This window comes from Methyloversatilis sp. XJ19-49, assembly GCF_024580145.1.
GTDB lineage: Bacteria > Pseudomonadota > Gammaproteobacteria > Burkholderiales > Rhodocyclaceae > Methyloversatilis.
Genome location: NZ_JANINI010000014.1, coordinates 100,794 through 125,171 on the forward strand (window position 1 = coordinate 100,794; position 24,378 = coordinate 125,171).

At 62.1% G+C, this 24,378-nt stretch carries 29 protein-coding genes; 12 read left to right on the forward strand and 17 right to left on the reverse strand.

What is annotated here, in order from left to right; all coding sequences use genetic code 11:
- Positions 1 to 26 precede the first annotated feature (26 nt).
- The 12 genes from NMQ16_RS16185 to NMQ16_RS16240 form a co-directional block, all read right to left on the reverse strand.
- The gene (locus tag NMQ16_RS16185; RefSeq protein WP_257081928.1) at positions 27 to 449 is read right to left on the reverse strand and encodes an Hsp20/alpha crystallin family protein; all 423 of its coding nucleotides are present in this window, start codon (positions 447 to 449) and stop codon (positions 27 to 29) included.
- A 71-nt stretch (positions 450 to 520) separates the two neighbouring features.
- Complete coding sequence (gene nudB, locus NMQ16_RS16190; protein ID WP_257081929.1) at positions 521 to 970, reverse strand: dihydroneopterin triphosphate diphosphatase; 450 nt, start codon at positions 968 to 970, stop codon at positions 521 to 523.
- On the reverse strand, positions 967 to 1,422 hold the full coding sequence (locus tag NMQ16_RS16195; RefSeq protein WP_257081930.1) for a barstar family protein: 456 nt from the start codon (positions 1,420 to 1,422) through the stop codon (positions 967 to 969). Before NMQ16_RS16195 ends, nudB begins: the two co-directional genes overlap by 4 nt.
- 2 nt (positions 1,423 to 1,424) lie before the next feature.
- Positions 1,425 to 1,814: a ribonuclease domain-containing protein gene (locus NMQ16_RS16200; RefSeq protein WP_257081931.1), complete on the reverse strand. Its 390-nt coding sequence runs from the start codon at positions 1,812 to 1,814 to the stop codon at positions 1,425 to 1,427.
- 8 nt (positions 1,815 to 1,822) lie between these two features.
- Positions 1,823 to 3,616 carry an aspartate--tRNA ligase gene (aspS, locus tag NMQ16_RS16205; RefSeq protein ID WP_257081933.1) on the reverse strand — a complete coding sequence of 598 codons (1,794 nt, stop codon included), beginning with the start codon at positions 3,614 to 3,616 and terminating at the stop codon, positions 1,823 to 1,825.
- Positions 3,617 to 3,660: 44 nt separating this feature from the next.
- Positions 3,661 to 4,290, reverse strand: a complete 630-nt coding sequence (locus NMQ16_RS16210) for a DUF502 domain-containing protein (RefSeq protein ID WP_257081934.1) — start codon at positions 4,288 to 4,290, stop codon at positions 3,661 to 3,663.
- Complete coding sequence (locus NMQ16_RS16215) at positions 4,290 to 4,610, reverse strand: FmdB family zinc ribbon protein (RefSeq protein WP_257081935.1); 321 nt, start codon at positions 4,608 to 4,610, stop codon at positions 4,290 to 4,292. Before NMQ16_RS16215 ends, NMQ16_RS16210 begins: the two co-directional genes overlap by 1 nt.
- 121 nt (positions 4,611 to 4,731) lie before the next feature.
- Positions 4,732 to 5,586 (reverse strand): A24 family peptidase, encoded by an 855-nt coding sequence (locus NMQ16_RS16220; protein ID WP_257081936.1) that lies wholly within the window; start codon positions 5,584 to 5,586, stop codon positions 4,732 to 4,734.
- 18 nt (positions 5,587 to 5,604) lie between these two features.
- Positions 5,605 to 6,837 carry a type II secretion system F family protein gene (locus NMQ16_RS16225; protein WP_257081937.1) on the reverse strand — a complete coding sequence of 411 codons (1,233 nt, stop codon included), beginning with the start codon at positions 6,835 to 6,837 and terminating at the stop codon, positions 5,605 to 5,607.
- A gap of 59 nt (positions 6,838 to 6,896) precedes the next feature.
- Positions 6,897 to 8,612: a type IV-A pilus assembly ATPase PilB gene (gene pilB, locus NMQ16_RS16230; protein WP_257081938.1), complete on the reverse strand. Its 1,716-nt coding sequence runs from the start codon at positions 8,610 to 8,612 to the stop codon at positions 6,897 to 6,899.
- A gap of 101 nt (positions 8,613 to 8,713) precedes the next feature.
- Positions 8,714 to 9,991 carry an HlyC/CorC family transporter gene (locus NMQ16_RS16235; RefSeq protein ID WP_257081939.1) on the reverse strand — a complete coding sequence of 426 codons (1,278 nt, stop codon included), beginning with the start codon at positions 9,989 to 9,991 and terminating at the stop codon, positions 8,714 to 8,716.
- 3 nt (positions 9,992 to 9,994) lie between these two features.
- Positions 9,995 to 10,807 carry an inner membrane protein YpjD gene (locus tag NMQ16_RS16240; protein WP_257081940.1) on the reverse strand — a complete coding sequence of 271 codons (813 nt, stop codon included), beginning with the start codon at positions 10,805 to 10,807 and terminating at the stop codon, positions 9,995 to 9,997.
- A 37-nt stretch (positions 10,808 to 10,844) separates the two neighbouring features.
- Here NMQ16_RS16240 and ffh point away from each other — a divergent pair, with 37 nt between their 5' ends.
- Positions 10,845 to 12,200: a signal recognition particle protein gene (ffh, locus tag NMQ16_RS16245; protein WP_257081941.1), complete on the forward strand. Its 1,356-nt coding sequence runs from the start codon at positions 10,845 to 10,847 to the stop codon at positions 12,198 to 12,200.
- A 19-nt stretch (positions 12,201 to 12,219) separates the two neighbouring features.
- Positions 12,220 to 12,846 (forward strand): LuxR C-terminal-related transcriptional regulator, encoded by a 627-nt coding sequence (locus NMQ16_RS16250; protein ID WP_257081942.1) that lies wholly within the window; start codon positions 12,220 to 12,222, stop codon positions 12,844 to 12,846.
- Between the two features lie 6 nt (positions 12,847 to 12,852).
- Here the strand turns inward: NMQ16_RS16250 and NMQ16_RS16255 are convergent, their stop codons facing one another.
- Together NMQ16_RS16255 and NMQ16_RS16260 are read right to left on the reverse strand one after the other, a co-directional pair.
- On the reverse strand, positions 12,853 to 13,464 hold the full coding sequence (locus NMQ16_RS16255; protein WP_257081943.1) for a lytic transglycosylase domain-containing protein: 612 nt from the start codon (positions 13,462 to 13,464) through the stop codon (positions 12,853 to 12,855).
- A complete protein-coding gene (locus NMQ16_RS16260) occupies positions 13,464 to 15,191 on the reverse strand; it encodes a proline--tRNA ligase (protein ID WP_257081944.1) in 1,728 nt (575 codons plus the stop codon). The genes NMQ16_RS16255 and NMQ16_RS16260 overlap by 1 nt, the downstream gene beginning before the upstream one ends.
- Before the next feature lie 144 nt (positions 15,192 to 15,335).
- On the opposite strand from NMQ16_RS16260, the gene NMQ16_RS16265 reads away from it, so the two are divergent.
- The 3 genes from NMQ16_RS16265 to coq7 all read left to right on the forward strand — a co-directional run bounded on the left by NMQ16_RS16265 (position 15,336) and on the right by coq7 (position 17,199).
- A complete protein-coding gene (locus tag NMQ16_RS16265; protein WP_257081960.1) occupies positions 15,336 to 15,911 on the forward strand; it encodes an RNA pyrophosphohydrolase in 576 nt (191 codons plus the stop codon).
- A gap of 145 nt (positions 15,912 to 16,056) precedes the next feature.
- Positions 16,057 to 16,575 carry a CNP1-like family protein gene (locus tag NMQ16_RS16270; protein WP_257081945.1) on the forward strand — a complete coding sequence of 173 codons (519 nt, stop codon included), beginning with the start codon at positions 16,057 to 16,059 and terminating at the stop codon, positions 16,573 to 16,575.
- Positions 16,576 to 17,199, forward strand: coding sequence for a 2-polyprenyl-3-methyl-6-methoxy-1,4-benzoquinone monooxygenase (gene coq7, locus NMQ16_RS16275; protein ID WP_257081946.1), 624 nt, complete (start codon positions 16,576 to 16,578; stop codon positions 17,197 to 17,199).
- Positions 17,200 to 17,211: 12 nt separating this feature from the next.
- On the opposite strand, the gene NMQ16_RS16280 is transcribed toward coq7, so the two are convergent.
- Positions 17,212 to 17,634, reverse strand: coding sequence for an OsmC family protein (locus NMQ16_RS16280; RefSeq protein WP_257081947.1), 423 nt, complete (start codon positions 17,632 to 17,634; stop codon positions 17,212 to 17,214).
- Between the two features lie 500 nt (positions 17,635 to 18,134).
- On the opposite strand from NMQ16_RS16280, the gene rplM reads away from it, so the two are divergent.
- The 6 genes from rplM (at position 18,135) to erpA (ending at position 21,681) form a co-directional block, all read left to right on the forward strand.
- Positions 18,135 to 18,563, forward strand: a complete 429-nt coding sequence (rplM, locus tag NMQ16_RS16285; RefSeq protein ID WP_069038506.1) for a 50S ribosomal protein L13 — start codon at positions 18,135 to 18,137, stop codon at positions 18,561 to 18,563.
- A 13-nt stretch (positions 18,564 to 18,576) separates the two neighbouring features.
- Positions 18,577 to 18,975 (forward strand): 30S ribosomal protein S9, encoded by a 399-nt coding sequence (gene rpsI / locus NMQ16_RS16290; protein WP_069038505.1) that lies wholly within the window; start codon positions 18,577 to 18,579, stop codon positions 18,973 to 18,975.
- A gap of 123 nt (positions 18,976 to 19,098) precedes the next feature.
- Positions 19,099 to 20,130, forward strand: a complete 1,032-nt coding sequence (gene argC / locus NMQ16_RS16295) for an N-acetyl-gamma-glutamyl-phosphate reductase (protein ID WP_257081948.1) — start codon at positions 19,099 to 19,101, stop codon at positions 20,128 to 20,130.
- A gap of 215 nt (positions 20,131 to 20,345) precedes the next feature.
- Entirely contained in the window at positions 20,346 to 20,858 is a 513-nt protein-coding gene (locus NMQ16_RS16300) for a DUF6776 family protein (protein ID WP_257081950.1), read from the forward strand.
- A gap of 23 nt (positions 20,859 to 20,881) precedes the next feature.
- Positions 20,882 to 21,283: a polymer-forming cytoskeletal protein gene (locus NMQ16_RS16305; protein WP_083223953.1), complete on the forward strand. Its 402-nt coding sequence runs from the start codon at positions 20,882 to 20,884 to the stop codon at positions 21,281 to 21,283.
- Between the two features lie 47 nt (positions 21,284 to 21,330).
- Positions 21,331 to 21,681 (forward strand): iron-sulfur cluster insertion protein ErpA, encoded by a 351-nt coding sequence (erpA, locus tag NMQ16_RS16310; protein WP_257081951.1) that lies wholly within the window; start codon positions 21,331 to 21,333, stop codon positions 21,679 to 21,681.
- A 16-nt stretch (positions 21,682 to 21,697) separates the two neighbouring features.
- Here erpA and NMQ16_RS16315 read toward each other — a convergent pair whose 3' ends face one another.
- Positions 21,698 to 22,864 (reverse strand): anhydro-N-acetylmuramic acid kinase, encoded by a 1,167-nt coding sequence (locus tag NMQ16_RS16315; protein ID WP_306441873.1) that lies wholly within the window; start codon positions 22,862 to 22,864, stop codon positions 21,698 to 21,700.
- Positions 22,865 to 22,894: 30 nt separating this feature from the next.
- Between NMQ16_RS16315 and tyrS the strand changes: the two genes are divergently transcribed.
- Positions 22,895 to 24,100: a tyrosine--tRNA ligase gene (tyrS, locus tag NMQ16_RS16320; RefSeq protein ID WP_257081952.1), complete on the forward strand. Its 1,206-nt coding sequence runs from the start codon at positions 22,895 to 22,897 to the stop codon at positions 24,098 to 24,100.
- Here the strand turns inward: tyrS and NMQ16_RS16325 are convergent.
- The coding region (locus NMQ16_RS16325; protein WP_257081954.1) for a hypothetical protein at positions 24,091 to 24,378 on the reverse strand (288 nt) is incomplete at its 5' end. The two genes, tyrS and NMQ16_RS16325, sit on opposite strands and share 10 nt — an antisense overlap.

The following is a 24,378-nucleotide window of genomic DNA, read 5'->3' on the forward strand; positions in this document are numbered from 1 at the left end:
GCTTCCGATGCAAACGCCGGTCCGAGCTACTGGATGGTCAGCTTGCGCGATGCAGCCACCACCTTTTTCGGCAAGGTCAGTTCCAGTACGCCGTCGCTGAAGCGGGCCTGGGCATTCGCCTCGTCGATGTCCTGGCCGAGCTGGAAGCTGCGCGACACCTTTCCGTAGTGACGTTCCGAACGCAGCACGCGCTCGCCATCCTTGTTCTCGACCGTGCGCTTCTTCTCTGCACTGATCGACACCACCGGCCCTTCGATGCTGACGTGGATATCGTCCTTGGTCACGCCGGGCAGATCGGCATGAACCGTGTAGGCGTCCTTGTCTTCCTTCACGTCGACCTTCAGCGCCGGTACGTCCGGATTGCCGGCGAGATCGACCGGCTGCAGCACGAGGCCGCGGAAGTCCTTGAACAGGTTTTCGAACGGGTCCCAACGGGTAACTTGATTCATGGCTTTCCCTTTCATGTCTGGTGCGGGGGAGCGCCCGCGTGCTTCCAAACTAGGGTCGGGAAAAAGTGATTTCAAGACTGCCGCAGCAACGCCTTGCGCTGGGTCAACATCCGTATCGCATCGCGATTGGTCCATGAAAACACTGCGTCAAGCGCCTCGCGCCAGGGCAGCCAGCGCCAGTCGCGGTGCTCGTCGGGTGCCAGCGTGATCGGCGTGTTGCGCGGTACGCACAGGCTGAACAGGTGTTCGGTGTTGTGCGTGACACCCGGCGGGTAGCGCTGGCGCCACATCGGGAAGATTTCGAAGCGGCTGCTGTGATGCCAGCGCTCGAAGTGCTCGGCCGGGGCGACGATTCCGGTTTCTTCGGCCACTTCACGCTGTGCCGCCTCGGCCAGCGATTCGCCGGCTTCGACGCTGCCCGTGACCGACTGCCAGAAACCCGGGTGCTTCGCCCGTTCGATCAGCAGGATGTCACCACAATCACTGTGGATCAGCACCAGGACCGACTGCGGTCGCTTCATGCGCTGGCCATGAAGGGGCGTGCCAGCGTATTCGGCTGGTCGATCAGCACCCAGAACGGCGTGCCGCGCGCGCGCCATTCGGCGGCGGCCTCGTCGAGCACGGCGACGATGGCATTGAAGTCGTCCTTGCAATGTTCGACCGGCTTCGCGCAGCCACTCAGATGCACCAGATATCCGCCGGCCGGTATCCACGACAGGTCGCCGAGGCAGTCGCCGAGCGCGTCAAGGTTGTGGCCGAAGGTGGCCGGAAAGCCGAAGGTGTCGGCGAAGGCCTGGAACAGCGCAGCGCGGTCGCGCGCGTCCTTGAGATCGAGACCGATCAGCAGCAATCCGGCCTGATCGGCCACGCGCGCTGCGCGGGCAGCCGCGGTGGGCTGCGCGAAAAAAACGCCGCTGCGCGAGGCGTCGCGCAATCGGGCCTCCATCGATGTCGGTGGCGGCAGGGAAGACATGGTTACTCCTTGATTCGGCGGAAACTTCGGTAGTGATCGCCCGTGTAGTAATACTCGCCCGAGCTGCGCACATCGCGTTCGGTGCCCTCGCCGGCGACGATGCGCCGCGCGCCGCGGTGATTCAGACCGGGCGTGCGCACGGTGTATTCGCGGTAATAGCCGCGCTGGCGCGCCGGCAGCAGCCGTTCGCGGTTCTGGAACACCACGCCGTCACGCGAGTACGGAAACGGACCGCCCTGCTTGATCAGCATCAGCGTGCGCGCAGCCTCGGGCGGCAGTCGGTCGAGCTCGACCTCGGGCAGACCGCCGGGCGGCGCAAAGCCGCTGAGCAACAGCCAGAGCAGTGCAAGCACCGCACTGCGGCCGGTCCGGCGAAACAGTCCCGAAGTCATCAGCGGGCTTACTGCGCAGTGTCCGCCTTCGCGGTGTTGCGCAGGCGGATGTGCAGGTCGCGCAGCTGACGCTCGTCCACCGGGCTCGGCGCCTGCGTCAGCAGGCACTGCGCGCGCTGGGTCTTCGGGAAGGCGATGACATCGCGGATCGATTCGGCGCCGGTCATCATCGTGACGATGCGGTCCAGACCGAAAGCCAGGCCGCCATGCGGCGGCGCGCCGTACTTCAGGGCGTCGAGCAGGAAGCCGAATTTCAACTGTTGTTCTTCCGGACCGATGTTCAGCGCCTCGAAAACGGTTTCCTGCACGTCTGCGCGATGAATACGCACGGAGCCGCCGCCGATTTCCCAGCCATTGAGCGCGAGGTCATAGGCCTTGGCCAGACACTTGCCCGGATCGGTCTTCAACAGGCCGATGTGCTCATCCTTCGGGCTGGTGAAGGGGTGGTGGCAGGCGTTCCAGCGCTTTTCGTCCTCGTCGTATTCGAACATCGGGAAGTCGATGACCCACAGCGGGCGCCAGGCTTCGCCGGTGATGAACTTCTTCTCGTGGCCGATCTTCAGGCGCAGCGCGCCCAGCGCGTCCGACACCACCTTGCTCCTGTCGGCGCCGAAGAAGATCACGTCGCCGCTCTGCGCACCGGTGCGCGCCATGATGGCGGCCAGAGATTCAGGGCTCAGATTCTTGACGATGGGCGACTGCAGGCCTTCCTCGTTCAGCTTCGTGACGTCGTTGACCTTGATGTAGGCCAGACCGCGTGCGCCGTAGATCTTGACGAATTCGGTGTAGCTGTCGATTTCGCCGCGCGACAGCGAGGCGCCGCCGGGCACGCGCAGCGCGGTGACGCGACATGCCGGGTCGTTGGCCGGGCCGGAAAACACCTTGAAGGCGACATCCTTGACCGCATCGGCGACGTCGACCAGTTCGAGCGTCACGCGCAGATCCGGCTTGTCGGAACCGAAGCGGTCCATCGCTTCGGCGTAGGTCATGCGCGGGAACGGCGACGGCAGCTCGACCGCGAGCGCCTCCCTGAACACGTAGCGGATCATCTCCTCCATCAGCGCGGTGATTTCGTGCTCGTCGAGGAAGCTGGTTTCGATATCGACCTGGGTGAATTCCGGCTGCCGGTCGGCGCGCAGGTCTTCGTCGCGGAAGCACTTGGTCAGTTGATAATAGCGGTCGTAGCCGGCCACCATCAGCAGCTGCTTGAACAACTGCGGCGACTGCGGCAGGGCGAAGAAATGACCATCGTGCACGCGGCTGGGCACCAGATAGTCGCGCGCGCCTTCCGGCGTGCTCTTGGTGAGCATCGGCGTTTCGATGTCGATGAAGCCCTTTTCGTCGAGGAAGCGGCGGAAAGCCATTGCGGTCTTGTAGCGCAGCATCATGTTCTTCTGCATCGCCGGCCGGCGCAGGTCGATCACGCGGTGCGTCAGGCGCACGGTTTCCGACAGATTCTCGTCGTCGAGCGGGAAGGGCGGCGTGACCGACGGGTTCAGCACCTCGACTTCATGCGCCAGCACTTCGATCTGGCCGGACACCAGATTGGCGTTGGTCGTGCCTTCCGGGCGGCGGCGCACGCGGCCGGTCACCTTCAGACAGAACTCGTTGCGAACCGATTCGGCCACGGCAAAGGTTTGCGCGCGATCAGGGTCGCACACGATCTGCACCAGACCTTCGCGGTCGCGCAGGTCGATGAAGATGACGCCGCCGTGATCACGCCGGCGGTGTGCCCAGCCGAACAGTGTGACGGTCTGATCAAGATAGCCCGCATCGAGCAGGCCGCAGTATTGCGTACGCATGGTGTGTTTCCGGAAGAGAGAAGGGGCGCGGCCGCGCCCCGGTTTCAGTTGTCGAGTGCGGGCACTGCCGCTTTCTTTACCCTGGGTTTGCGTGGTGGCGGCACAACGCCCATCGAAACGATGTATTTCAGCGCTTCGTCCACCGTCATGTCGAGTTCTATCGCCTCGCTGCGCGGCACCATCAGGAAGAAGCCTGAGGTCGGATTGGGTGTGGTCGGCACATAGACGCTGATGTGGTCGGTCAGATGATTGGCAACATCGCCGCCGGGCTGGCCGGTCATGAAGGCAATGGTCCAGCTGCCCTGGCGCGGGTACTGGATCAGCATCGCCTTGCGGAATGCCTCGCCCGAGCTGGAAAACAGCGTGTCCGACACCTGCTTCACGCCGTTGTAGATCGACTTGACCACCGGAATGCGCGACAGCAGGCCTTCCCAGTAGCGCAGCAGGCGCTGGCCGATGATGTTGTGACCGACAACGCCACTGAGCAGGATGATCAGCACGGTCAGGATGACGCCCAGACCGGGAATGTCGAACCCGAAAAGCTGCTCCGGCCGCCACTGGTACGGCACCAGCAACATGGTTGAATCGAGCGTGCCGAGAATCCACGCGAGCACCCAGAGGGTGATCGCAAGTGGAATCCACATCAGCAGACCGGTGATGAAATAACGTTTCATCAATGGCAGGCGCAAGGTCCGCCGCAAGCCTTCGGCGCGGCCGGACTGCTGTCGGTCGATGCCGGTTCGGCAGAGGATCCGGATGACGCCTCCTTCGGGACATCGGCGCCGGCTGCAGGACTGGCCGGCTTTGCGCCGCCGCCCTTGAAATCGGTCGCATACCAGCCACTGCCCTTGAGCTGGAAGCCGGCTGCGGAAAGCTGTTTGATGAAGGTCGATGCGCCGCAGGCCGGGCAGACCGTCAGCTTCGCATCGCTGATTTTCTGCATTACATCTTTTTCATGACCGCAGGACGAGCAGCGGTAACCGTAAATCGGCATGTCAGGCTCCGGAAAACGCAGAAGTATAGATTAAGGCATTGTTGCACATGCACATTTCAGTCCATATGCGGCCCTGTCGAGATGAGGGTCGGTGCGCCGGAATCAAGTCCGGGCGCGCGCGTCAGAAGGCACTGAGGTAGGTCTGGTTGATCGACGGACCGAAAAACAGCGCCAGCACACCGGCTGCCGCCAGATAGGGACCGAACGGAATGGGCACGTTGCGGCCGTGCGAGCGAAAGACAATCATCGCGATGCCGACGCTCGCACCGACCAGCGACGACAGCAGGATGACCACCGGCAGCATCTGCCAGCCGAGGAAGGCGCCGATGGCAGCGAGCAGCTTGAAGTCGCCGTAACCCATGCCTTCCTTGCCGGTAACCAGTTTGAAGGCCCAGTAAACCGACCACAGCACCAGGTAGCCGACGATCGCACCCGATACCGCGGACGGCAGATCGGTGAATCCGCCCGCCAGGTTTAGCGCCAGTCCGGCCCAGACCAGCGGGAGGGTAATGCTGTCGGGCAGGAGCTGCGTGTCGAGATCGATGAAAGTCAGGGCGATCAGCGCCCACACGAACACCAAAGCACCTGCCAGCAGCAGCGTGGGACCGAAACTCAGGGCGCAGGCGGCGCTGAGCAGGCCGGTCAACAGTTCGACCAGCGGATAGCGGATGCTGATCGGGGAGCGGCAGGCGCTGCAGCGACCGCGCAGCATCGCCCACGACAGCAGCGGGATGTTCTGCAGCGCAGTGATGGCGTGGCCACAAGACGGGCAGCGGGAACGCGGAACGGCGAGGGTCAGTGGATCAGCCGGCGCAGGCGTCTGGCCTGCGAGTTCCGCACACTGGGTCGCCCACTCGCGCTCCATCATCAGCGGCAGGCGATGGATCACCACGTTGAGGAAGCTGCCGACGGCCAGACCGATCAGGCCGCACAGCAGCGCCAGCGGCCCGGACTGGGCCAGCAGGTCGAAGTTCATGATGTGACCTGCCTGCGCTCAGACCGACTGCGCGACCTTGAAGATCGGCAGATACATGGCCACCACCAGGCCGCCGATCAACGTACCCAGTACCACCATGATGATCGGCTCCAGCAGGCTGGACAGCGCCTCCACCGAGTCATCCACTTCCTGCTCGAAGAAGTCGGCCACCTTGGACAGCATGGCGTCGAGCTGACCGGATTCCTCGCCGATCGACGCCATCTGGACCACCATCACCGGGAACACATTCGTGTTCTGCATCGCCACGGTGAGGCTGGTGCCGGTACTTACCTCCGACTGGATCTGCTTGGTTGCCATGCGGTAGATGTGATTGCCGGCGGCGCCGCCGACCGAATCGAGCGCTTCGACCAGCGGTACGCCGGCCGCGAACATCGTCGACAGCGTGCGCGCCCAGCGCGCGATGGTGGCCTTGCGCACGATATCGCCCATCACCGGCAACCTGAGCAGCAGCCGGTCGACGGCAATCTGCAGCGGCAGCGATCGCTTGAGCATGTACGCGAAGCTGATGAAAGCGCCGGCGGCGACGAGCGCAATGAGCCAGGAATAGGCGACGAAGGCGTCCGAAATCGCAATGACGACGAGCGTTGGTGCCGGCAGGTCGGCACCAAAGCTCGAAAACACCTTCTTGAACTCCGGAATGACGAAAATCATGATCACTGCGGTGATGATGATTGCGATGCCCAGCACCGACGCCGGATAGAACATGGCCGACTTGATCTTGCCCTTGATGGCCAGGATCTTCTCGCGATAGGTCGCCAGCCGGTCGAGCAGGCTGTCGAGAATACCGGCCTGTTCGCCGGCAGACACCAGGTTGCAGAACAAGGGATCGAAGTGCTGCGGGTATTTGCGGAAGGCCTGGTTGAGGCTCGAGCCGGACTCCACTTCGAGCTTGATGTCGCCCAGCAGGCGCGACACGGCGCCATTCGCAGCACCCTTGCCGACGATGTCGAAGGCCTGCAGCAGTGGTACGCCGGCTTTCATCATCGTGGCGAGTTGGCGCGTAAACAGCGTGATGTCCTTTTCGGTCACCTTGCCGCCACGCCCGAAGCTGCGCTTCTTGACCTTGGTGACCAGAATGCCCTGACGGCGGAGTGTGGCCTGGACCATGGCTTCGCCGCCGGCGCGCATTTCACCGCGCACCTGCTTGCCGCTCTTGTCCTTGCCTTCCCAGTTGAATACCTGGTCCTTGGAACCGCTGTCCTTGCGTGCGGGGCGGGTTGCGGTGGCCAAATCAAGCTCCTAGCGCGGAATGTCCGCTCATGCTGGCGCGGCGGAGGTGCCGCGACCGTTCATTCATTGGTGCAGGCAAGCACTTCCGCCAGCGAGGTCACACCCTGCTTGACCTTCAGCAGACCCGATTGCCGCAAATCCCTCACGCCGTCACGCCGGGCCTGCTGCGCAATGTCGATCGAGTTGCCATTGGTCATGATGATATGCGCAATCTCATCCGAGATCGGCATCACCTGGTAGATGCCTACCCGGCCCTTGTAGCCACTGTCCTTGCAGCGCTCGCAGCCAACCGGGCCGTAGGGTTGCCAGCTGCCGTCGAGTTCTTCCTCGGTGAAGCCGGCTTCGAGCAGGGCTTCGACCGGAATGTCCATCGGTTGCTTGCAGGAGCATAGGCGTCGTGCGAGGCGCTGTGCAGTGATCAATATGACGCTCGATGCAATATTGAATGCTGCAATGCCCATGTTGCGCATGCGGTCGAGCGTGGTCGGCGCGTCGTTCGTGTGCAGCGTCGACAGCACGAGGTGACCGGTCTGGGCGGCCTTGATCGAAATTTCGGCTGTTTCGAGGTCGCGGATTTCGCCGACCATGATCACGTCCGGATCCTGCCGCAGGAAGGATTTGAGCGCCGCAGCGAAAGTCAGGCCGGCCTTGTCATTCACATTGACCTGATTGACGCCCGGCAGGTTGATTTCGGCCGGATCTTCCGCGGTCGAAATGTTCACGCCGGCCTGATTCAGTATGTTCAGGCAGGTGTAGAGCGACACGGTCTTGCCCGAACCGGTCGGCCCGGTGACCAGAATCATGCCGTACGGACGCCCGATCGCATGCATCAGCGCCGCACGCTGCGGAGGCTCGTATCCGAGCGCGTCGATGCCCAGCATGGCTGAACTGGGGTCGAGAATCCGCATGACGATCTTCTCGCCATGCAGCGTCGGCAGTGTGCTGACCCGGAAGTCGATGGCGCGCGTCTTGGACAGCACAAATTTCATCCGTCCGTCCTGCGGGACCCGCTTTTCCGAAATGTCGAGCCTGGAAATGACCTTGATGCGTGACGCGATCTTCTCGCGCAGCACCAGCGGCGGCTGGGTGATTTCGCGCAGTACGCCGTCGGTGCGGTAGCGGATGCGGTAGTACTTTTCGTACGGCTCGAAGTGGACGTCGGACGCGCCCTCATTGATCGCGTCAAGCAGGATCTTCTGGATGAAACGCACCACCGGCGCGTCGTCGATTTCGATGGCGCCAGTGTCATTGCTTGCGGCGTCCTCGTCCGGCGCCATTTCACCTTCGAAGTCGAAGTCGGCCGAAGAGAGTGATTCCAGCGTCTTTTCGACCGATTCAGACAACTTGTCGACCAGGGCAAACAGCTTGTCCGTTTCCACGACAACCGGATCGACGGCAAGGCCGGTCTGGAAGCGGACTTCATCGATGGCGCGCAGATTGGAGGGGTCGGCGATCGCCACAGCCAGCCGGTTGGCGCGCTTCTTGAGCGCCAGCACGCGATGCGTGCGCATCAGCTTCTTGTCGATCGCGTCGGTAGCGAACTGGTCGGGGTCGTACTGAGTCAGGTCCAGCAGCGGATAGCCGAAGGTTTCCGATGCAAACACGGCCGCATCACGTGCCGACATCTTGCCGCTCGCCACGAGCTGGGCGACGAAACCGGCCCCCGACTGGTCGCCTTCACGTGTCAGCGTGCTGGCTTCCGTCTCGGTCAGGCGGCCGTGCTGAGCCAGCGCGCGCGCCAGACCTGACAGGGAGCTTTTTGCTGTAGCGGCCATGATCGGAGTCGGAGACGTGTTCTTCGAAAGTTGATAAATCGCCTTTGATGATGACGATTCAGGCTTGATCTGTAAACGGTTTCTGGCGTTTCAACGCCGTTTCAACGTTTCGATTCGTCGACCGGTTTGAACAGGCGCACGCTGCGCACCATTCGGTCTTCGGTATGCAGTATTTCCATCGTCACATTATCGATCCGAACCGAAAGGCCGGATTCAGGGATGTCCTGCAAATGATCGAGCAACAGCCCATTCAGTGTTTTCGGCCCCTGAAGCGGGAGGTTGAGCCCAAGCTTGCCATTCAGTTCGCGCAGGCTGCGGCTGCCATCGACGATGACGCTGCCGTCCGCCCAGGCCAGCGAGAGTGCGCTCCCTGGCTGGCCGGTGGTGAACTTGCCCACAATTTCCTCGATGATGTCCTCAAGGGTGACCAGTCCTTCGACCTCGCCATATTCGTTTACCACCAGCGCCAGGCGCTGCCGGTTCTCCTGGAAGAACTGCAGCTGGCTGTATAGCGGCGTCGCCGACGGTACGAAGTAGGGCTTGGTCAGCAGCGCACGGATTTCGTCCTTGTCGAGTTCACCCGCCGACAGTGCGCTGACCACCCGCCTCTGCGGCAGCACTCCGAGCACCCGGTCCAGTTCGCCGACATAGACCGGTACCCGGCCGTGGTGGCTGGTGGCAATCTGGTGCTGGATGTCCGGCAGCGGCTGTTCGAGGTCGATCGCCTCGATCTGGTTGCGCGGGGTCATCACGTCCTCGACCGTCACGTCTTCCAGCTCGAACAGGTTGATCAGGATGCGCCGGTGTGCAGCGGGAATGAAGTGGCCGGATTCGGTCATCAGCGCGCGCAGTTCGTCCGCCGACAGCGCGTGACCTTCTTCCTGGTCGCCCGGGTTCAGGCGGGTGATGCGCAGGATGCCCGAAACGAGCAGATTGACCGACCAGATGACTGGATAGAACACCTTCAACAACGGCTTGAGCACGAACGCGACCACCGGGGCGATCGAATTGGCGTAGCCCGCGCCGACCACCTTGGGCGTGATCTCGGAAAACACCAGGATGAGGAAGGTGATCAGCAACGTGCCGAACGCGAGCGTCAGCTCGCCTTCGCCGAACAGGCCGATCACGATCACTCCGGTCAGCGTGGCGGCGGCGGCATTGACCAGGTTGTTGAACAGCAGGATGACGCCGAGCAGCTTGTCGGTCTGTGCCAGAAGGTCGAGCGCATGTTGTGCGCCGCGCGAGCCACCCTGGGCCGCCGCCTTCAGCCGGTAGCGGTTGGACGCCATCATCGCGGTCTCGGCCATCGAGAAGAAGCCCGACAGCACCAGCAGTACGGCCAGCGCCACGAACTGGCTGGACAGAGGGATCGAATCCATCGCTCAGGTACGGCCGAGCACGACCTCGAGCACGAAGCGCGTACCGATATAGGCGAGCAGCAGTACGAAGAAGCCGCCCAGCGTCCAGCGCAGCGCGAGCCGGCCGCGCCAGCCACGGAAGTGCCGCCCGGCCAGCAGGATGCCGAACAGCACCCAGGAAAGGATCGCGAAGAAGGTCTTGTGGTTGAAGGTCAGCGGCTTGCCGAATACCTGTTCCGAAAACACGATGCCGCTGACCAGTGTTGCACTGAGCAATACGAAGGCCACGGTAATGAGCCTGAACAGCAGGCCTTCCATCACCAGGAGCGGCGGCATGTTATCGAGCAGTCGGGTCAGGCGGCCCTTGTGCAGGCTGCGCTCGACCGCCGACATCAGCATCGCGTGCAGGGCTGCCAGCGTAAACAGGCTGTAGGCGGTCATCGCCATGACGAAATGGGTGCGGAACAGCAGGTTGTCGGCATTGCCGATCGCGTGACGGTCCGGCCAGATGACCGGAATCGCGGCGCACACCGCAGCGACCGGCAGCGCCAGTGTGTGCAGGCCATCCAGGCGCGACGACAGGCTTTCCACCCAATAGAAAACCAGCGCCAGCCAGGTCATCACGGCGAGCGCGTCGGCCGCGCCGAACCGCATCTGGCCGTCCGGGAATAGTTGGTTCGACAGCACCATGCCATGCACCACAAGCGCGAAGGCCAGCGCCGCGGTGCGCGTGCTACTCCCCGGTGCCGGCAGTACCCGGGCCAGCATGGCAGGGAGGGCAAGCCAAAGCGCCAGTGCGGCGTACAGGGCGGAGGGGAGCAGTTCGATTAGAATCATTGCTCCCAGTTTAACCCAAGGCGCAGGCCGCCCCGACATGCTAGACAACCTCACCCAACGGCTTGCCAAGGTCGTCAAGACGCTGCGCGGTCAGGCTCGTCTGACCGACGAGAACATTGCAGACATGCTGCGCGAGGTGCGCATGGCCCTGCTTGAAGCCGACGTTGCGCTCCCTGTCGTGAAAGACCTCGTCGCGAAGATCCGCGAAAAGGCGGTCGGTCAGGAAGTGGTCGGATCGCTCACCCCCGGCCAGGCGCTGATCGGCGTCGTCCATGACGAGCTCACCGCGCTGATGGGCGGCGCCTCGGTCGGTCTGAACTTCGCTACCCAGCCACCTGCCATCGTGTTGATGGCCGGCCTTCAGGGCGCCGGCAAGACGACGACAGTCGGCAAGCTGGCCAAGTGGTTGAAGGAGACGCAGAAGAAGAAGGTGCTGACGGTGTCGTGCGACGTCTATCGCCCGGCCGCCATCGAGCAGTTGCGCACGGTGACCGGCCAGGCCGGCGCAGAGTTCTTCCCGTCGACGCCGGACCAGAAACCGGTTGACATCGCGCGCGCGGCGGTCGAATTCGCGAAAACCCGTTACTTCGATGTGCTACTGGTCGACACCGCTGGCCGATTGGCGGTCGACCAGCCGATGATGGATGAGATCCGCGCGCTGCACGAGGCGATCAAACCGATCGAAACGCTGTTCGTTGTCGACGCCATGTTGGGTCAGGATGCGGTCAATACCGCCAAGGCGTTCAAGGATGCGCTGCCGCTGACCGGCGTCGTGCTGACCAAGCTTGATGGCGATGCGCGCGGTGGCGCAGCGCTGTCGGTGCGCCATGTGACCGGTGCGCCGCTGAAGTTCGCCGGCGTCGGCGAAAAGCTGACCGGACTGGAGGAGTTTCATCCGCAGCGCATGGCGTCCCGCATTCTCGGCATGGGTGACATCCTCGGTCTCGTCGAAGACGCGCGCCGTCAGGTCGACGAGGATCAGGCGCGCGATCTGGCGCAGAAGCTGAAAAGCGGCAAAGGCTTCGATCTCAATGACTTCAAGCAGCAGATCGCGCAGATGCGCAAGATGGGTGGCCTGTCGGCGCTGATGGACAAGCTGCCGGCGCAATTCGCTAGTGCCGCCCAGCAGATGCAGGGTGGCCAGGACGACAAGGCCATCCGGCGCATCGAAGGCATCATCAATTCCATGACGCCGTCCGAACGTACCAAGCCCGAACTGATCAAGGCAAGTCGCAAACGGCGCATCGCAGCGGGTTCCGGTACATCGGTGCAGGAGGTGAACCGGTTGCTGAACCAGTTCGAACAGACGCAGAAAATGATGAAGCAGTTCTCCAAGGGGGGCATGCAGAAAATGATGCGCAGCATGAAGGGCATGCTCCCGGGCATGCGCTGAGCGCGCGGAGCCGGTCGCCGTGGTTCGCGAGCTGGTATGTGTCGTCGATGACGACGAGCGCGCCCGCCGCGCGCTGGCGGAAGCGCTTGAAGGACCGGAGATCGATGTGCAGGTGTTTGCCGGCGCCGGTTCGCTGCTGCAGAACCGCAGTGCCATCGCACGCGCGGCTTGCCTGGTGGTCAGCGCGACCTTGCGGGACATCGCCGGCGTCGAGTTGCAGTCCAGTCTGCGCGCCATCGGCAGCCGCGCCCTGATCGTGTTCGTGTCGGGCCCCTGCGAGGTGCACCAGGCTGTTCAGGCGGTGCGTGGCGGCGCGCTGGATTTCCTGCTCAAGCCGGTCGATCCGGTGCAATTGCGCGAACGGGTGAATGAAGCGATCGCCATCCACAGTGCGCAGCGCGGCCGGCGCAGCCGCCTTAATGCGGTCGGACAACATTTGGGAACTCTGACCGCGCGCGAGCGCGAAGTGCTCGAACGCGTCATGGATGGGCGTCAGAACGCGGAGATCGCAGTCGATCTCGGCATCAGCACGAAGACAGTGGAGCAGCACCGCGCGCGTGTGATGACCAAGATGAAGGTCGATTCGCTGGCCGAACTGGTGGCTCAGGTCACCGAATGGCGATTGCTCTCGGAGCCATTGCGCTGACCGGGTTCAGGGATTGCTGGCACTCAAGCCGGGCCAGGACCAGTGACGCTCCCACGCGCCGCGCACAAGATTCGGGTATTCGGCCTTGCCCAGGCTGCCGTTGTAGCGTCCGAGCGCCCTGAACAGGTTGCCCTTCTCGATGTCGAGATAGTGGCGCAGGATCGTGCAGCCGAAGCGCAGGTTGGTGCGCAGGTGGAACAGGTTGCTTTCCTCGTTGCCGATCAGCTTCACCCAGAACGGCATGACCTGCATGTAGCCGCGCGCACCGGCGCTCGACACCGCGTATTTGCGAAAGCCGCTTTCCACCTGGATCAAGCCGAGCACAAGCTGCGGGTCGAGTCCGGCCCGTGTTGCCTCGTAATGCACCGCCTTCAGGAATTCCATGCGCCCGGCTTCGTCCGGCATGCGCTTGGTCAGCCGCTCGGACATCGTGTTCAGCCACAGCTGACGTTCGGCCGACGCGCCGCCGGCTGACTCCGGTGCCGGTCGGTCACTGATTGCCCGGTGCAGCGCCGCGCGCACGCTGTCGGCCAGCGGCTCGTACTGCTGAGACGCGGTCGCGCCGCCCGTCAGCAAAGCGAGCAGCAGGGCGAAGCAGGCGAGCTGAGCGCGTCTCATCAGTGTCCCGCAGGGGCGCCCAGTAGTCCGGACACGGCGTCCGGCGCCACTTTGAGCACCACGCCCTCGCGCCGGTGCTGGTACTCGACCAACCCCTCTTTCAGGCCGCGCTCGCCGACCGTGATGCGGTGCGGCACGCCTATCAGCTCCCAATCGGCGAACATCACGCCCGGGCGCTCGTCGCGATCGTCGAGGATGACGTCGAAGCCCTTTTCGACCAGTTCGCAATAAAGCGACTGCGCCGCGCCGCGTACGGCGTCGGACTTGCTCCAGCCGACCGGGCAGATCACGACTTCGAACGGGGCGATCGTCTGCGGCCAGATGATGCCGCGCTCGTCGTGGTTCTGTTCGATCGCTGCGCCGACCAGACGTGTCACGCCGATGCCGTAGCAACCCATCACCATGGTGCGTGGCTTGCCGGTTTCGTCGAGATAGGTGCAGTTCATCGCTTCCGAGTACTTGGTGCCGAGGAAAAACACGTGGCCGACCTCGATGCCGCGCTGGATGGCCAGCACACCCTTGCCGTCCGGTGACGGATCGCCTTCAACCACGTTGCGCAGGTCGGCGACCGCTTCGGGTTCCGGCAGGTCGCGGCCCCAGTTAACACCGGTCAGGTGGGCGTTCGGCTGGTTGGCGCCGGTGACGAAGTCGTTCATGTTGGCGACCGTCAGGTCGGCCACGACGCGCACCGGCTTCTTCAGGCCGATCGGCCCGAGATAGCCCGGTACGCAGCCGAAGTGCTCGACGATCTCCGCTTCGGACGCAAAGCGGAATCCGTCCTTGAGGCCTGCCAGCTTCGACGCCTTCACTTCATTCAGTTCGTGATCCCCGCGCAACATGAGCAGCCACAGTTCGGTCCTGCCTTCCTTTTCGGCCGCAAGCACGATGGACTTGACGGTCGACGCCAGCGGGATGCCGAGCAACGCCGAAACATCCTCGCACCGCGTCGTGCCGGGCGTCGGTGTTACGGCCATCACCTGCGTCGCCACGCCACGTTGCGGGATCAGCGACACGGCATGCGCCAGTTCTATGTTGGCGGCGTAGTCGGAATCGGGGCACCAGGCGATCAGGTCTTCGCCGGTGTCGGCGATCACCTGGAATTCGTGGCTGCGCGAGCCGCCGATGGCGCCGGTGTCTGCGGCAACCGCGCGAAACTGCAAGCCGAGCCGGTTGAAGATGCGCAGATAGGCATCGAACATGATGTCGTAGCTGCGGCCGGCCGCGTCGTCGTCACGATCGAACGAATAAGCATCCTTCATCGTGAATTCGCGTCCGCGCATCACGCCGAAGCGCGGCCGGCGCTCATCGCGGAATTTGGTCTGGATGTGATAGAAATTCTTCGGCAGCTGGCGCCAACTGTGGATTTCGGCCCGCGCGATATCGGTCACCACTTCTTCCGAAGTCGGCTGGATGATGAAGTCGCGGTCGTGCCGGTCCTTCACGCGCAGCATTTCCGGCCCCATCTTCTCCCAGCGCCCGGTCTCCTGCCAGAGCTCGGCTGGCTGAATCAGCGGCATCAGCAGCTCGATCGCGCCGGCCTTGTTCATTTCGTCGCGGATGATGCCTTCGATCTTCCGGATGACCCGCAGCCCCATCGGCATGTAGTTGTAGATGCCGCCAGCGAGCTTGCGGATCATGCCGGCGCGGGTCATAAGCTTGTGCGAAACGACCTCGGCGTCCGAGGGGGCTTCCTTGAGTGTGGAAATGAAGAATTTGCTGGCGTGCATGAAGTTCGCGAACCCGGGAATGGTTAAGTGGCCAACCTGCAATTCTAGCCGCTTGGCACCGATAGGCTGAAGCGGCGACCTTTGCTTCAATTCGGTGACGAATTGTGGAAGAATCCACAAAAATTTCATCAGGCAGGTTCAGTCATGCTCGACCGGGAAGGGTATCGCCCGAACGTCGGCATCATCCTCATCAACGGGCGCAATGAGGTCTTCTGGGGAAAGCGCATAGGCGAACACGCCTGGCAGTTTCCACAAGGAGGCATCAACCACGGTGAATCGCCCGAGCAGGCGATGTACCGCGAGCTCTGGGAAGAGTTGGGGCTACGTCCGCAGCATGTGCGTATCGTCGGGCGCACCCGCGACTGGCTGCGCTATGACGTGCCGCGCAACTGGGTGCGGCGCGAATGGCGCAGTGCGTACCGCGGCCAGAAGCAGATCTGGTATCTGTTGCGCATGGTGGGCCGCGATTGCGACGTCTGCCTGCGCGCGACCGATCATCCCGAATTTGACGCATGGCGATGGCACGATTACTGGATTCCGCTGGATTCGGTCATCGAATTCAAGCGGCAGGTCTATCAGCAGGCGCTGACTGAACTGGCGCGGCTGGCCTTCCGGAACGCCCGCGCGAAAGGCTGCTCGAGTCATGGCGACGACGAGGAACACAAGGCTGCGCCGCTTCCGGACGATTCACGCCCGGACTCTGTTTCCCCGACGCCTTGAGCGCGTCGAATTTCGTCCGGGCCGTGCAGGTTCTGCAGCAAGTTGCGGAACCTGCATCAACCAAGGACCCTCAACTGCTCATATGTCGATCAAACCTCCTCCAGCCGCCGGACGTCATGCTGCGGCGTTGTTGCTGTGCTTCTGGATGACCGGCGCAGGTGCGCAGATCACCGACTGGCAGAAACCGGAGCCCTATCGCGGAGAGGAAGCCGGCGAACCGGGCGAACTGAAGGAAGACGACTTCGCATTGCCCGATGTTGCAGAGGCGACGGACTGGGTCGAATTCCATGTCGGTTCCGAGACGCGAAATCGCTATTTTGTCGCACGCGCGAGTATCAGCGTGGGCAAGGACGAAGTGACGCGCTTCATTTCCCGTGTGCTGACCGCGGGTGGCGCAGAGACTGTTTCGGTCGAGGGCATCCGTTGCGCAACGGCGGAGCGCCGTCTGTACGCCTACCTCAGGACAGGAACGGGCTGGGTGACTCCGCGTAGTGTGCGCTGGTCTCCGGTCTACACCGGCAATCGCTTCAACGCCTATCACTATGCTTTGTTCGATGGTTTGGTGTGTGCTGGCGATCGCCCGCAGAAGCCATCTCAGGCGATCGAGTTGATGGCGGCCAGCTTCAAGTCGCGCGTCGGTACACCACTTACGGGCTATCGCTGAATGTTCCCGGATCGACTGATCATCGAACTTGATCGCGCGCTGCGCACTCTGGCGGCACCCGCACGAACCGCACGCCCGATTCCGGGTTCCGAACTGCCGGAGCCGGATCTCGACGACGGCCAGCGTCGTCATGTAGGTGCTCTGATGCGCATCAACCATGTGGGCGAGATCTGTGCCCAGGCGCTGTATCAGGGGCAGGCGCTGACATGTCGCGATCCATCTGTTCGCGATGCGTTGCGTCAGGCGGCCATCGAGGAGACCGAACATCTGTGCTGGACTGCGTCACGCATCGGGGAACTCGGTGCTCGGACCAGCCTGCTGAATCCGCTCTGGTATGGCGGTGCGTTGCTGGCGGGCGTTACCGCCGGACTGGTCGGCGACAAGTGGAATCTGGGTTTCCTGATGGAGACAGAAAGGCAGGTCGAGGCGCACCTGCAAGGGCATCTGGATCGACTGCCGGCCGCTGACCAGAAATCCTGGAGGCTGCTCGAACAGATGCGGCAGGACGAGCGCCAGCACGCGCGCCTTGCGGAAAGGCTGGGCGCAGCAGACCTGCCGGCGCCCGTCCGGGCTGCGATGCGTGCGTCGTCGTCGGTGATGACCAGACTCGCTTACCACGTATGACGGCGCCTGCGATCAGGCAGGCGTTTCGATGATTTCCCAAGTGTGTTCGATGCGCGCCGTCTGGCCGAGCATGATGGAGGCCGAACAGTACTTCTCGGCAGACAGATGGATCGCGCGCTCGATCATTTCCGGTTTCAGCTGCCGCCCACTGATCTTGAAGTGGAACCCGATGCGGGTGAATACCTTGGGGTCTTCGAGTGCTCGGTCTGCCTTGAGCTCCACTTCACAGCCAGTGACCGCCTGACGACTTTTCTTCAGTATCAGCATGACATCGAAGGCTGTGCAGCCTCCGGTGCCGGCGAGCAGCAGTTCCATGGGTCGCGGTGCCATGTTGCGACCGCCGGCTTCCGGCGCGCCGTCCATATTCAGCATGTGGCCGGAGCCCGTCTCGGCCACGAAGCTCACGCCGTCCAGCCACTTCACGACACATTCCATTGCGCCATCTCCTGTTAGAGCGAGAGATTGTAATGCTCAGACGCAATGAATCCGCGAGCGCCGGAATTGTTGCAACGCGGCACGAGTTGAGTGGCAATGCGAAGTAATCCGCATTTTAGTAGGGATGATTCATTGGCTGACGAGTGGCTAGCCTGCAAATTATTGAAAAATATAGTTATTTGCGGCCGTGGGTCAGTATGGGTCCATATTTCGGATGCGTCACATTACTTGTGCGACGCAAAAAATTCTTGCTTACGCGGGTCGGCTGGACAATAATCAGGTCAAGTTTCGAGAACGATCGTTCATGTGGAGCCTGCCGGCAGCTCCGCGATCGTTTCTCCGCAGGTGTCTCCTCCACCCTCCTCCTTTGGTGTGGATTTAGCGCGACTCAATGAGTCGCGCTTTTTTTATTCAGGCGTCGAGCATTGACACGCCTGACTCCGCGGGCTATATTCGCCGGCTTTTGGGCGATCTGGCCCGAAATCATTGGGACGTTCGAGATGAAAACCTTTTCAGCCAAGCCGCACGAAGTCGAGCGCGACTGGTATGTCGTCGATGCCTCTGACAAGGTGCTCGGGCGCCTGGCCAGCGAAATCGCACGCCGTCTGCGCGGCAAGCACAAGCCTGTATTCACGCCGCACGTCGATACGGGCGATTACATTGTTGTTGTGAACGTCGAGAAGCTGCGCGTTACGGGCAACAAGGCAGAAGACAAGAAGTACTACCGCCACTCGGGTTACCCCGGCGGTATCTACGAAACGAATTTCACGAAGCTGCAGCAGCGCTTCCCGGAGCGTGTTCTTGAGAAGGCAGTCAAGGGGATGCTTCCGAAGGGGCCGCTTGGCTACGCAATGCTCAAGAAGCTGAAGTGCTACGCGGGGACGGATCATCCGCACACCGCGCAGCAACCCAAAGCACTGAATATCTGAGGACGGTCCGGTCATGGCTTTCAACGTTGATTATTACTACGGCACGGGACGGCGCAAGACTGCGGTCGCCCGGGTGTTCCTCCGTCCGGGCAAGGGCGCTTTCGTCGTAAATGACAAGCCGGTCGACGAGTTCTTTTCGCGCGAAACCGGCCGAATGGTCGTCCGACAGCCGCTTGAGCTGACCGAGCATGTGAGCACGTTTGACATCATGGTGAACGTTATCGGCGGTGGAGAATCCGGCCAGGCTGGCGCGGTTCGCCACGGCATCACCCGCGCGCTCATCGACTATGATGCGACGCTCAAGCCCGCACTCAGCAAGGCGGGGTTTGTCACGCGGGATGCACGTGAAGTGGAGCGCAAGAAGGTTGGTTTCCACAAGGCGCGTCGTCGCAAGCAATTTTCGAAGCGCTGATCCGTCAGTCGCCTCATCCGGAGAAGGCCGCCTCGACAGCGGCCTTTTTCGTTTCTGGCATCATGCGACGTATGCGGAGCTACGAGATCGCTCCACGCCGCATCCATTCAAAGGGGAATCGAGGTGGCAATACGGGTTGGTATCGTCGGTGGAACGGGTTACACGGGTGTCGAATTGCTGCGCCTGCTGGCGCGACATCCAGAAGTTGAACTGAAGGCGATAACCTCGCGCGGCGATGCGGGCAAACTCGTTTCCGAGATGTTTCCAAGCCTGCGGGGGCATGTCGATCTGCGTTTTGCCGACCCAGTCGAGGCGGGGCTCGAAGACTGCCATGTGGTGTTCTTCGCCACACCGAACGGCATTGCCATGCAGCAGGTGCCGGCACTGCTGGCGGCAGGGGTGAAGGTAATCGACCTCGCTGCGGACTTCCGGCTCAAGGACGAGGCCGTCTGGGAAAAATGGTACGGCATGCCGCATGCCTGCCCAGACATCCTTGCTGAAGCAGTCTATGGCCTGCCCGAGGTCAACAGGGCGCAGATCCGTTCCGCACGTATCGTCGCAAATCCTGGTTGCTATCCGACAGCCGTGCAGCTCGGATTTATTCCACTGATCGAAGCAGGTGTGATCGATTCCGAGGGCCTCATCGCCGACGCCAAGTCCGGCGTGTCCGGTGCGGGGCGCAAGGCGGAAGTGCACACGCTTTTTGCTGAATCATCGGATAATTTTAAGGCGTACGGGGTCCCGGGACACCGCCACCTCCCTGAAATCCGGCAGGGCCTGTCGAACGTGGCCGGCAGAGAAATCGGCCTGACCTTCGTGCCGCATCTGACGCCTCTGATTCGCGGCATTCACGCCACCCTGTATGGCCGCCTGACGAAGGGCTGTGACCTGCAGGCGCTGTTTGAGGAGCGCTACGCTTACGAGCGCTTCGTCGACGTCCTGCCGGCGGGCAGTCATCCCGAGACGCGTTCGGTTCGCGCGTCCAACACTTGCCGCATCGCGGTACATCGCCCGCAAGGGGGCGATACGGTTGTTGTGCTCAGCGTTATCGACAATCTGGTAAAGGGGGCTGCGGGGCAGGCGGTGCAGAACATGAATCTGATGTTCGGGTTTGATGAGTCGTGTGGACTAGAGCTCGTACCGGTCTTGCCGTAAAGGCGCGTCGCTGGCGCTCGCGCCACGGCATCGCAGCCCGGCAGGTTGCGGTGCGTTCCCACGCGCCCTGGTATCTCAAGGTGCTTGCGGTCACGGGTGTAGTGGCGATTGCGCTTGTGCTAGCGCAAGTAATTTTTGACGCTGGACGCGGCTGGGTGGGTCTGGACGTTTCGGGTATGCAGTCGGAGGCACGATCGCTCCGCGCACGCGTATCGATGCTGGAACGCGAACTGGCTGGTATTCGTCAGCAGGCCGATGCAGCGCATAGCACGTTGCAGATCGAGCGAAGCGCTCAGGAGCAGCTGACGTCCCGCATCCGCTCGCTGGAGAGCGAGAATAGCCGCCTGCGCGAAGATATGCTCGTATTCGAAAGTCTGGCCGGTTCATCCGGCGTCGAGCAGGGTTTCAAGATCAACCGACTGGTGCTCGAATCCGATGGGGAAGCGGGGCGCTACCGTTATCGCATGCTGATCATCCGCCAGGGTGGCAAGCCCGACCAGGACGCACTTGGGGCCTACGAGATCGTTGCGACAATTGACCAACAGGGTCACGATGCTAACATCACATTTCCGCCCAAATCCGGCGACGCATCGCATCGCGTTGCCTTCAGGCACTTCCAGCGTGTCGATGGGGTGATTACCCTGCCTGATGGCGCGCGACTGAAGTCGATTGAAGCCCGCTTTGTTCAGGACGGACAGATCAGGGCGCGCGCGACGGCCGCGGTTTGAATCTGCAACCCACGGAGGACGGCATGTTCGGAAAGAAATCGAAGAAACCCAGCAACCGCATCGACAGCCTGATCGGCGCGGGCACCAGAGTGGTTGGTGACGTTCATTTCCGGGGCGGCCTGCGCATTGATGGTGAAGTGGCGGGCAATGTGCGAGCTGACGGGGATGAATCCAGCACACTGGTGCTGAGCGAGCACGCGCGGATCGAAGGCGCTGTATCCGTGACCCACGCCATGGTGAATGGTGTTGTCAACGGGCCCATCGTATCGTCCGAGTTTCTCGAGCTGCAGCCGCAGGCACGAATTTCCGGCGATGTTGTCTATAACAGGCTGGAAGTGCATCTTGGTGCTATCGTCAAGGGGCAGCTTGAACATCAGAATGCAGCGCCGCGTGCGATAGAGCTGAAATTGGCCAGTGGAAGTTGAGTTGAACGAACCTGCCTTGTAGTGCAGAAACCTTGGAGTGACGAAACATGAATGCAATGACCGAAATGCCGATGCCGCTGCTTTTTTCCGACAGCGCGGCAAACAAAGTCCAGGAGCTGATCCTCGAGGAGGGCAACCCTGACCTGAAACTGCGCGTTTTCGTGTCGGGAGGTGGATGCTCCGGTTTCCAGTACGGCTTCACGTTCGACGAAGTGACCAACGAAGACGACACTGCACTTGAGAAGAACGGTGTGACGCTGTTGATCGATCCGATGAGCTACCAGTACCTGGTTGGCGCAGAGATTGATTACAGTGAAGGTCTCGAGGGTGCTCAGTTCGTGATCAAGAATCCGAACGCGACATCGACCTGCGGTTGCGGCTCGTCCTTCTCGGTCTGATTTTGCAAGCTGGTTTCTAGGCCGGCCATACGGCGCCCAGTATCCGGGGGCCGCGGGCACCGGTGACGTTCGGTACGTTGCCAGGCTCGCCGCGCAAGGTGCGCCGCGCAAGCCAAGCGAACGCGAGCGATTCAACGCTGCCCGGCGCGACACCCCAGTGGGCGGTGCTGATGACTTGAGCTCTTGTATGGGCCTGCAGTCGGTTCACAAGATGCGTGTTCAAGGCGCCACCGCCGCACACGGCGATCTCATCGGCGCTGAAACCGGCGGACGCCAGCGCCTGGCACACCGACATTGCGGTCAATTCCGCCAGGGTGGTCTGCACGTCCTCGGCGCGCTCGCTTCCCGTCATCAGCGAATCCAGCCAATCGAGATTGAACTGCTCGCGCCCACAGCTCTTTGGTGGCTGGCGTGCGAAGAACGGATGCGACAGCAACCCATCGAGCAGCTTCCGATCCACCTTCCCGGTTGCTGCCCACTCGCCATCAGCATCGTAGGGTAGCTCCCGCGCGCGCGCGATCCAACCGTCCATCAGCACGTTGCCGGGGCCGCAATCAAATCCACGCACCGGCTCGCCCGGCGCCAGCAGCGTCACGTTCGCCATGCCGCCGATGTTCAGTACCACGCGCGACCGCGTTGCATCGGAGAAAACATGAGCGTGGAACGCTGGCACGAGCGGTGCGCCTTGTCCGCCGGCCGCTAGATCGCGCGTACGGAAATCGGCGACCACGGCAATCCCTGTAAGTTCGGCCAGCAGTGAAGGTGCGTTGATCTGCAAGGTGTAGCCGTCGTCCGGCATATGCCGGACGGTCTGGCCGTGGCAGCCGATGGCGCTGACGTCTGCGGCACACAGTCCGGCCGCGGCGAGCAGTCCGGAAACCAGTTCGGCACTGGTATGGGCCAGTGCAATGGCTGCGCGTTGCGACCGATGTATTTCGTCCGGCCCGCTCGCGCACAGTGCGGTCAGTTCATCGCGCAGCGTGCTCGCGTAGGGCTGGTGTGCATGCGCGAGCTGCGCAGGCCGTTCAGCCGAAAAATCGACCAGTACCGCATCAATTCCGTCGAGGCTGGTGCCCGACATGATTCCGACGAACAGCTCCCTCATGAGCCTTGCCATCGGCGCGGTCCTGCGCTTGCTATACCATCGCGCGATTTGCATGCCGGTTGGCCTGATCTGGGCCAACCGGCGTTTCTGGATACCCGGAGTACAGTCATGTCAGATGTCGAACAAGCGTTGCACTGGATAAAGCGTGGCGTGGAAGAGTTGTTGCCCGAGGCTGATCTGGTAGAGAAGTTGAAGTCCGGGCGCCCGCTGAGGGTGAAGGCCGGCTTCGATCCTACAGCACCGGACCTGCATCTTGGGCACACCGTATTGCTGAACAAGCTGAAGCATTTTCAGGACCTTGGTCATCACATCCTGTTTCTGATCGGTGACTTCACCGGCTCGATCGGTGACCCGACTGGCAAGAATGCGACCCGGCCCCCGCTCAGCCGCGAACAGGTGCTTGCCAATGCGCGCACCTATCAGGATCAGGTCGGCAAGATTCTTGACCCTGAGCGCATGGAGGTCGTGTTCAATTCGACCTGGATGAACGACCTCGGCGCCGAGGGCATGATCCGCCTCGCTTCGCGCCATACGGTGGCCAGAATGCTCGAGCGCGACGATTTTGCGAAACGCTATGCCGGCAATCAGCCGATTGCCATCCACGAATTCCTTTATCCCCTTTGCCAAGGCTATGACTCGGTCGCATTGAAGGCCGATGTGGAACTCGGCGGGACCGATCAGAAGTTCAACCTGCTGATGGGGCGCGAGCTCCAGAAACAATACGGACAGCCGCAGCAGGTTGTACTCATGATGCCGCTGCTTGAAGGGCTGGATGGCGTCAACAAGATGTCCAAGTCCCTTGGCAACTACATCGGCGTATCAGAGCCCCCAAACGAGATCTTCGGCAAAGTGATGTCGGTGTCCGATACGCTGATGTGGCGCTACTTCGAGCTGTTGTCGTTCCGCAGCAGTGCCGAGATCGAAGCGCTGCAGACAGAGACTCGGGCAGGCCGCAATCCGCGCGATGCGAAAGTGATGCTGGCCCAGGAGATCGTTGCGCGCTTCCACGGCGCGCCTGCGGCTGATGCAGCGCTCCAGGACTTTGAAACCCGGTTCCGGCAAGGCGGTGTACCGGATGATTTGCCGGAAGTGATGCTTCAGGCGCCGCCATCCGGTTTGCCGATCGCCCAGGCGCTGAAGTCTGCTGGGCTCACGGGAACGACTTCGGAGGCGCTGCGCATGATCGAGCAAGGCGGTGTACGCCTCGACGGCGAGAAGGTATCTGATCGCGGCCTGTTGCTTGCGGCGGGTGCAAACGTGGTGGCGCAGGTCGGCAAGCGAAAATTCTGCAGGATCATCGTCGGTCAGTGTTGAGCCGGTAGTTCGCTGATCGAACGGGAAATTTTTATACGTCTGTCGTGTGGCATCGGGGCAGCATGGGTGCGGAGCAAAAAATATTCAGGATTCTTTCGAAAAGCTATTGACGGCCTTTCGATTATCCGTAGAATGCGCACCTCTCGTTGCTCAGCAGCGAAGCTCTTTAAAAACACAAACAGCCGATAGGTGTGGGCACGGCATGGTTGTAACGGCGTGTAGATGTCGTTTCGGGGGAACCTGGGGTGATGGAAGCGCGCATGACAACTAAATTGAAG

Excerpts from the sequence above, each read along its gene's own strand:
- NMQ16_RS16185 (WP_257081928.1), bottom strand. The coding sequence starts at position 449 with ATGAATCAAGTTACCCGTTGGGACCCGTTCGAAAACCTGTTCAAGGAC.
- nudB (WP_257081929.1), bottom strand. The coding sequence starts at position 970 with ATGAAGCGACCGCAGTCGGTCCTGGTGCTGATCCACAGTGATTGTGGT.
- NMQ16_RS16195 (WP_257081930.1), bottom strand. The coding sequence starts at position 1,422 with ATGTCTTCCCTGCCGCCACCGACATCGATGGAGGCCCGATTGCGCGAC.
- NMQ16_RS16200 (WP_257081931.1), bottom strand. The coding sequence starts at position 1,814 with ATGACTTCGGGACTGTTTCGCCGGACCGGCCGCAGTGCGGTGCTTGCA.
- aspS (WP_257081933.1), bottom strand. The coding sequence starts at position 3,616 with ATGCGTACGCAATACTGCGGCCTGCTCGATGCGGGCTATCTTGATCAG.
- NMQ16_RS16210 (WP_257081934.1), bottom strand. The coding sequence starts at position 4,290 with ATGAAACGTTATTTCATCACCGGTCTGCTGATGTGGATTCCACTTGCG.
- NMQ16_RS16215 (WP_257081935.1), bottom strand. The coding sequence starts at position 4,610 with ATGCCGATTTACGGTTACCGCTGCTCGTCCTGCGGTCATGAAAAAGAT.
- NMQ16_RS16220 (WP_257081936.1), bottom strand. The coding sequence starts at position 5,586 with ATGAACTTCGACCTGCTGGCCCAGTCCGGGCCGCTGGCGCTGCTGTGC.
- pilB (WP_257081938.1), bottom strand. The coding sequence starts at position 8,612 with ATGGCCGCTACAGCAAAAAGCTCCCTGTCAGGTCTGGCGCGCGCGCTG.
- NMQ16_RS16235 (WP_257081939.1), bottom strand. The coding sequence starts at position 9,991 with ATGGATTCGATCCCTCTGTCCAGCCAGTTCGTGGCGCTGGCCGTACTG.
- NMQ16_RS16240 (WP_257081940.1), bottom strand. The coding sequence starts at position 10,807 with ATGATTCTAATCGAACTGCTCCCCTCCGCCCTGTACGCCGCACTGGCG.
- ffh (WP_257081941.1), top strand. The coding sequence starts at position 10,845 with ATGCTAGACAACCTCACCCAACGGCTTGCCAAGGTCGTCAAGACGCTG.
- NMQ16_RS16255 (WP_257081943.1), bottom strand. The coding sequence starts at position 13,464 with ATGAGACGCGCTCAGCTCGCCTGCTTCGCCCTGCTGCTCGCTTTGCTG.
- NMQ16_RS16260 (WP_257081944.1), bottom strand. The coding sequence starts at position 15,191 with ATGCACGCCAGCAAATTCTTCATTTCCACACTCAAGGAAGCCCCCTCG.
- NMQ16_RS16265 (WP_257081960.1), top strand. The coding sequence starts at position 15,336 with ATGCTCGACCGGGAAGGGTATCGCCCGAACGTCGGCATCATCCTCATC.
- NMQ16_RS16270 (WP_257081945.1), top strand. The coding sequence starts at position 16,057 with ATGACCGGCGCAGGTGCGCAGATCACCGACTGGCAGAAACCGGAGCCC.
- coq7 (WP_257081946.1), top strand. The coding sequence starts at position 16,576 with ATGTTCCCGGATCGACTGATCATCGAACTTGATCGCGCGCTGCGCACT.
- NMQ16_RS16280 (WP_257081947.1), bottom strand. The coding sequence starts at position 17,634 with ATGGAATGTGTCGTGAAGTGGCTGGACGGCGTGAGCTTCGTGGCCGAG.
- rplM (WP_069038506.1), top strand. The coding sequence starts at position 18,135 with ATGAAAACCTTTTCAGCCAAGCCGCACGAAGTCGAGCGCGACTGGTAT.
- rpsI (WP_069038505.1), top strand. The coding sequence starts at position 18,577 with ATGGCTTTCAACGTTGATTATTACTACGGCACGGGACGGCGCAAGACT.
- NMQ16_RS16300 (WP_257081950.1), top strand. The coding sequence starts at position 20,346 with ATGCTGGAACGCGAACTGGCTGGTATTCGTCAGCAGGCCGATGCAGCG.
- NMQ16_RS16305 (WP_083223953.1), top strand. The coding sequence starts at position 20,882 with ATGTTCGGAAAGAAATCGAAGAAACCCAGCAACCGCATCGACAGCCTG.
- erpA (WP_257081951.1), top strand. The coding sequence starts at position 21,331 with ATGAATGCAATGACCGAAATGCCGATGCCGCTGCTTTTTTCCGACAGC.
- tyrS (WP_257081952.1), top strand. The coding sequence starts at position 22,895 with ATGTCAGATGTCGAACAAGCGTTGCACTGGATAAAGCGTGGCGTGGAA.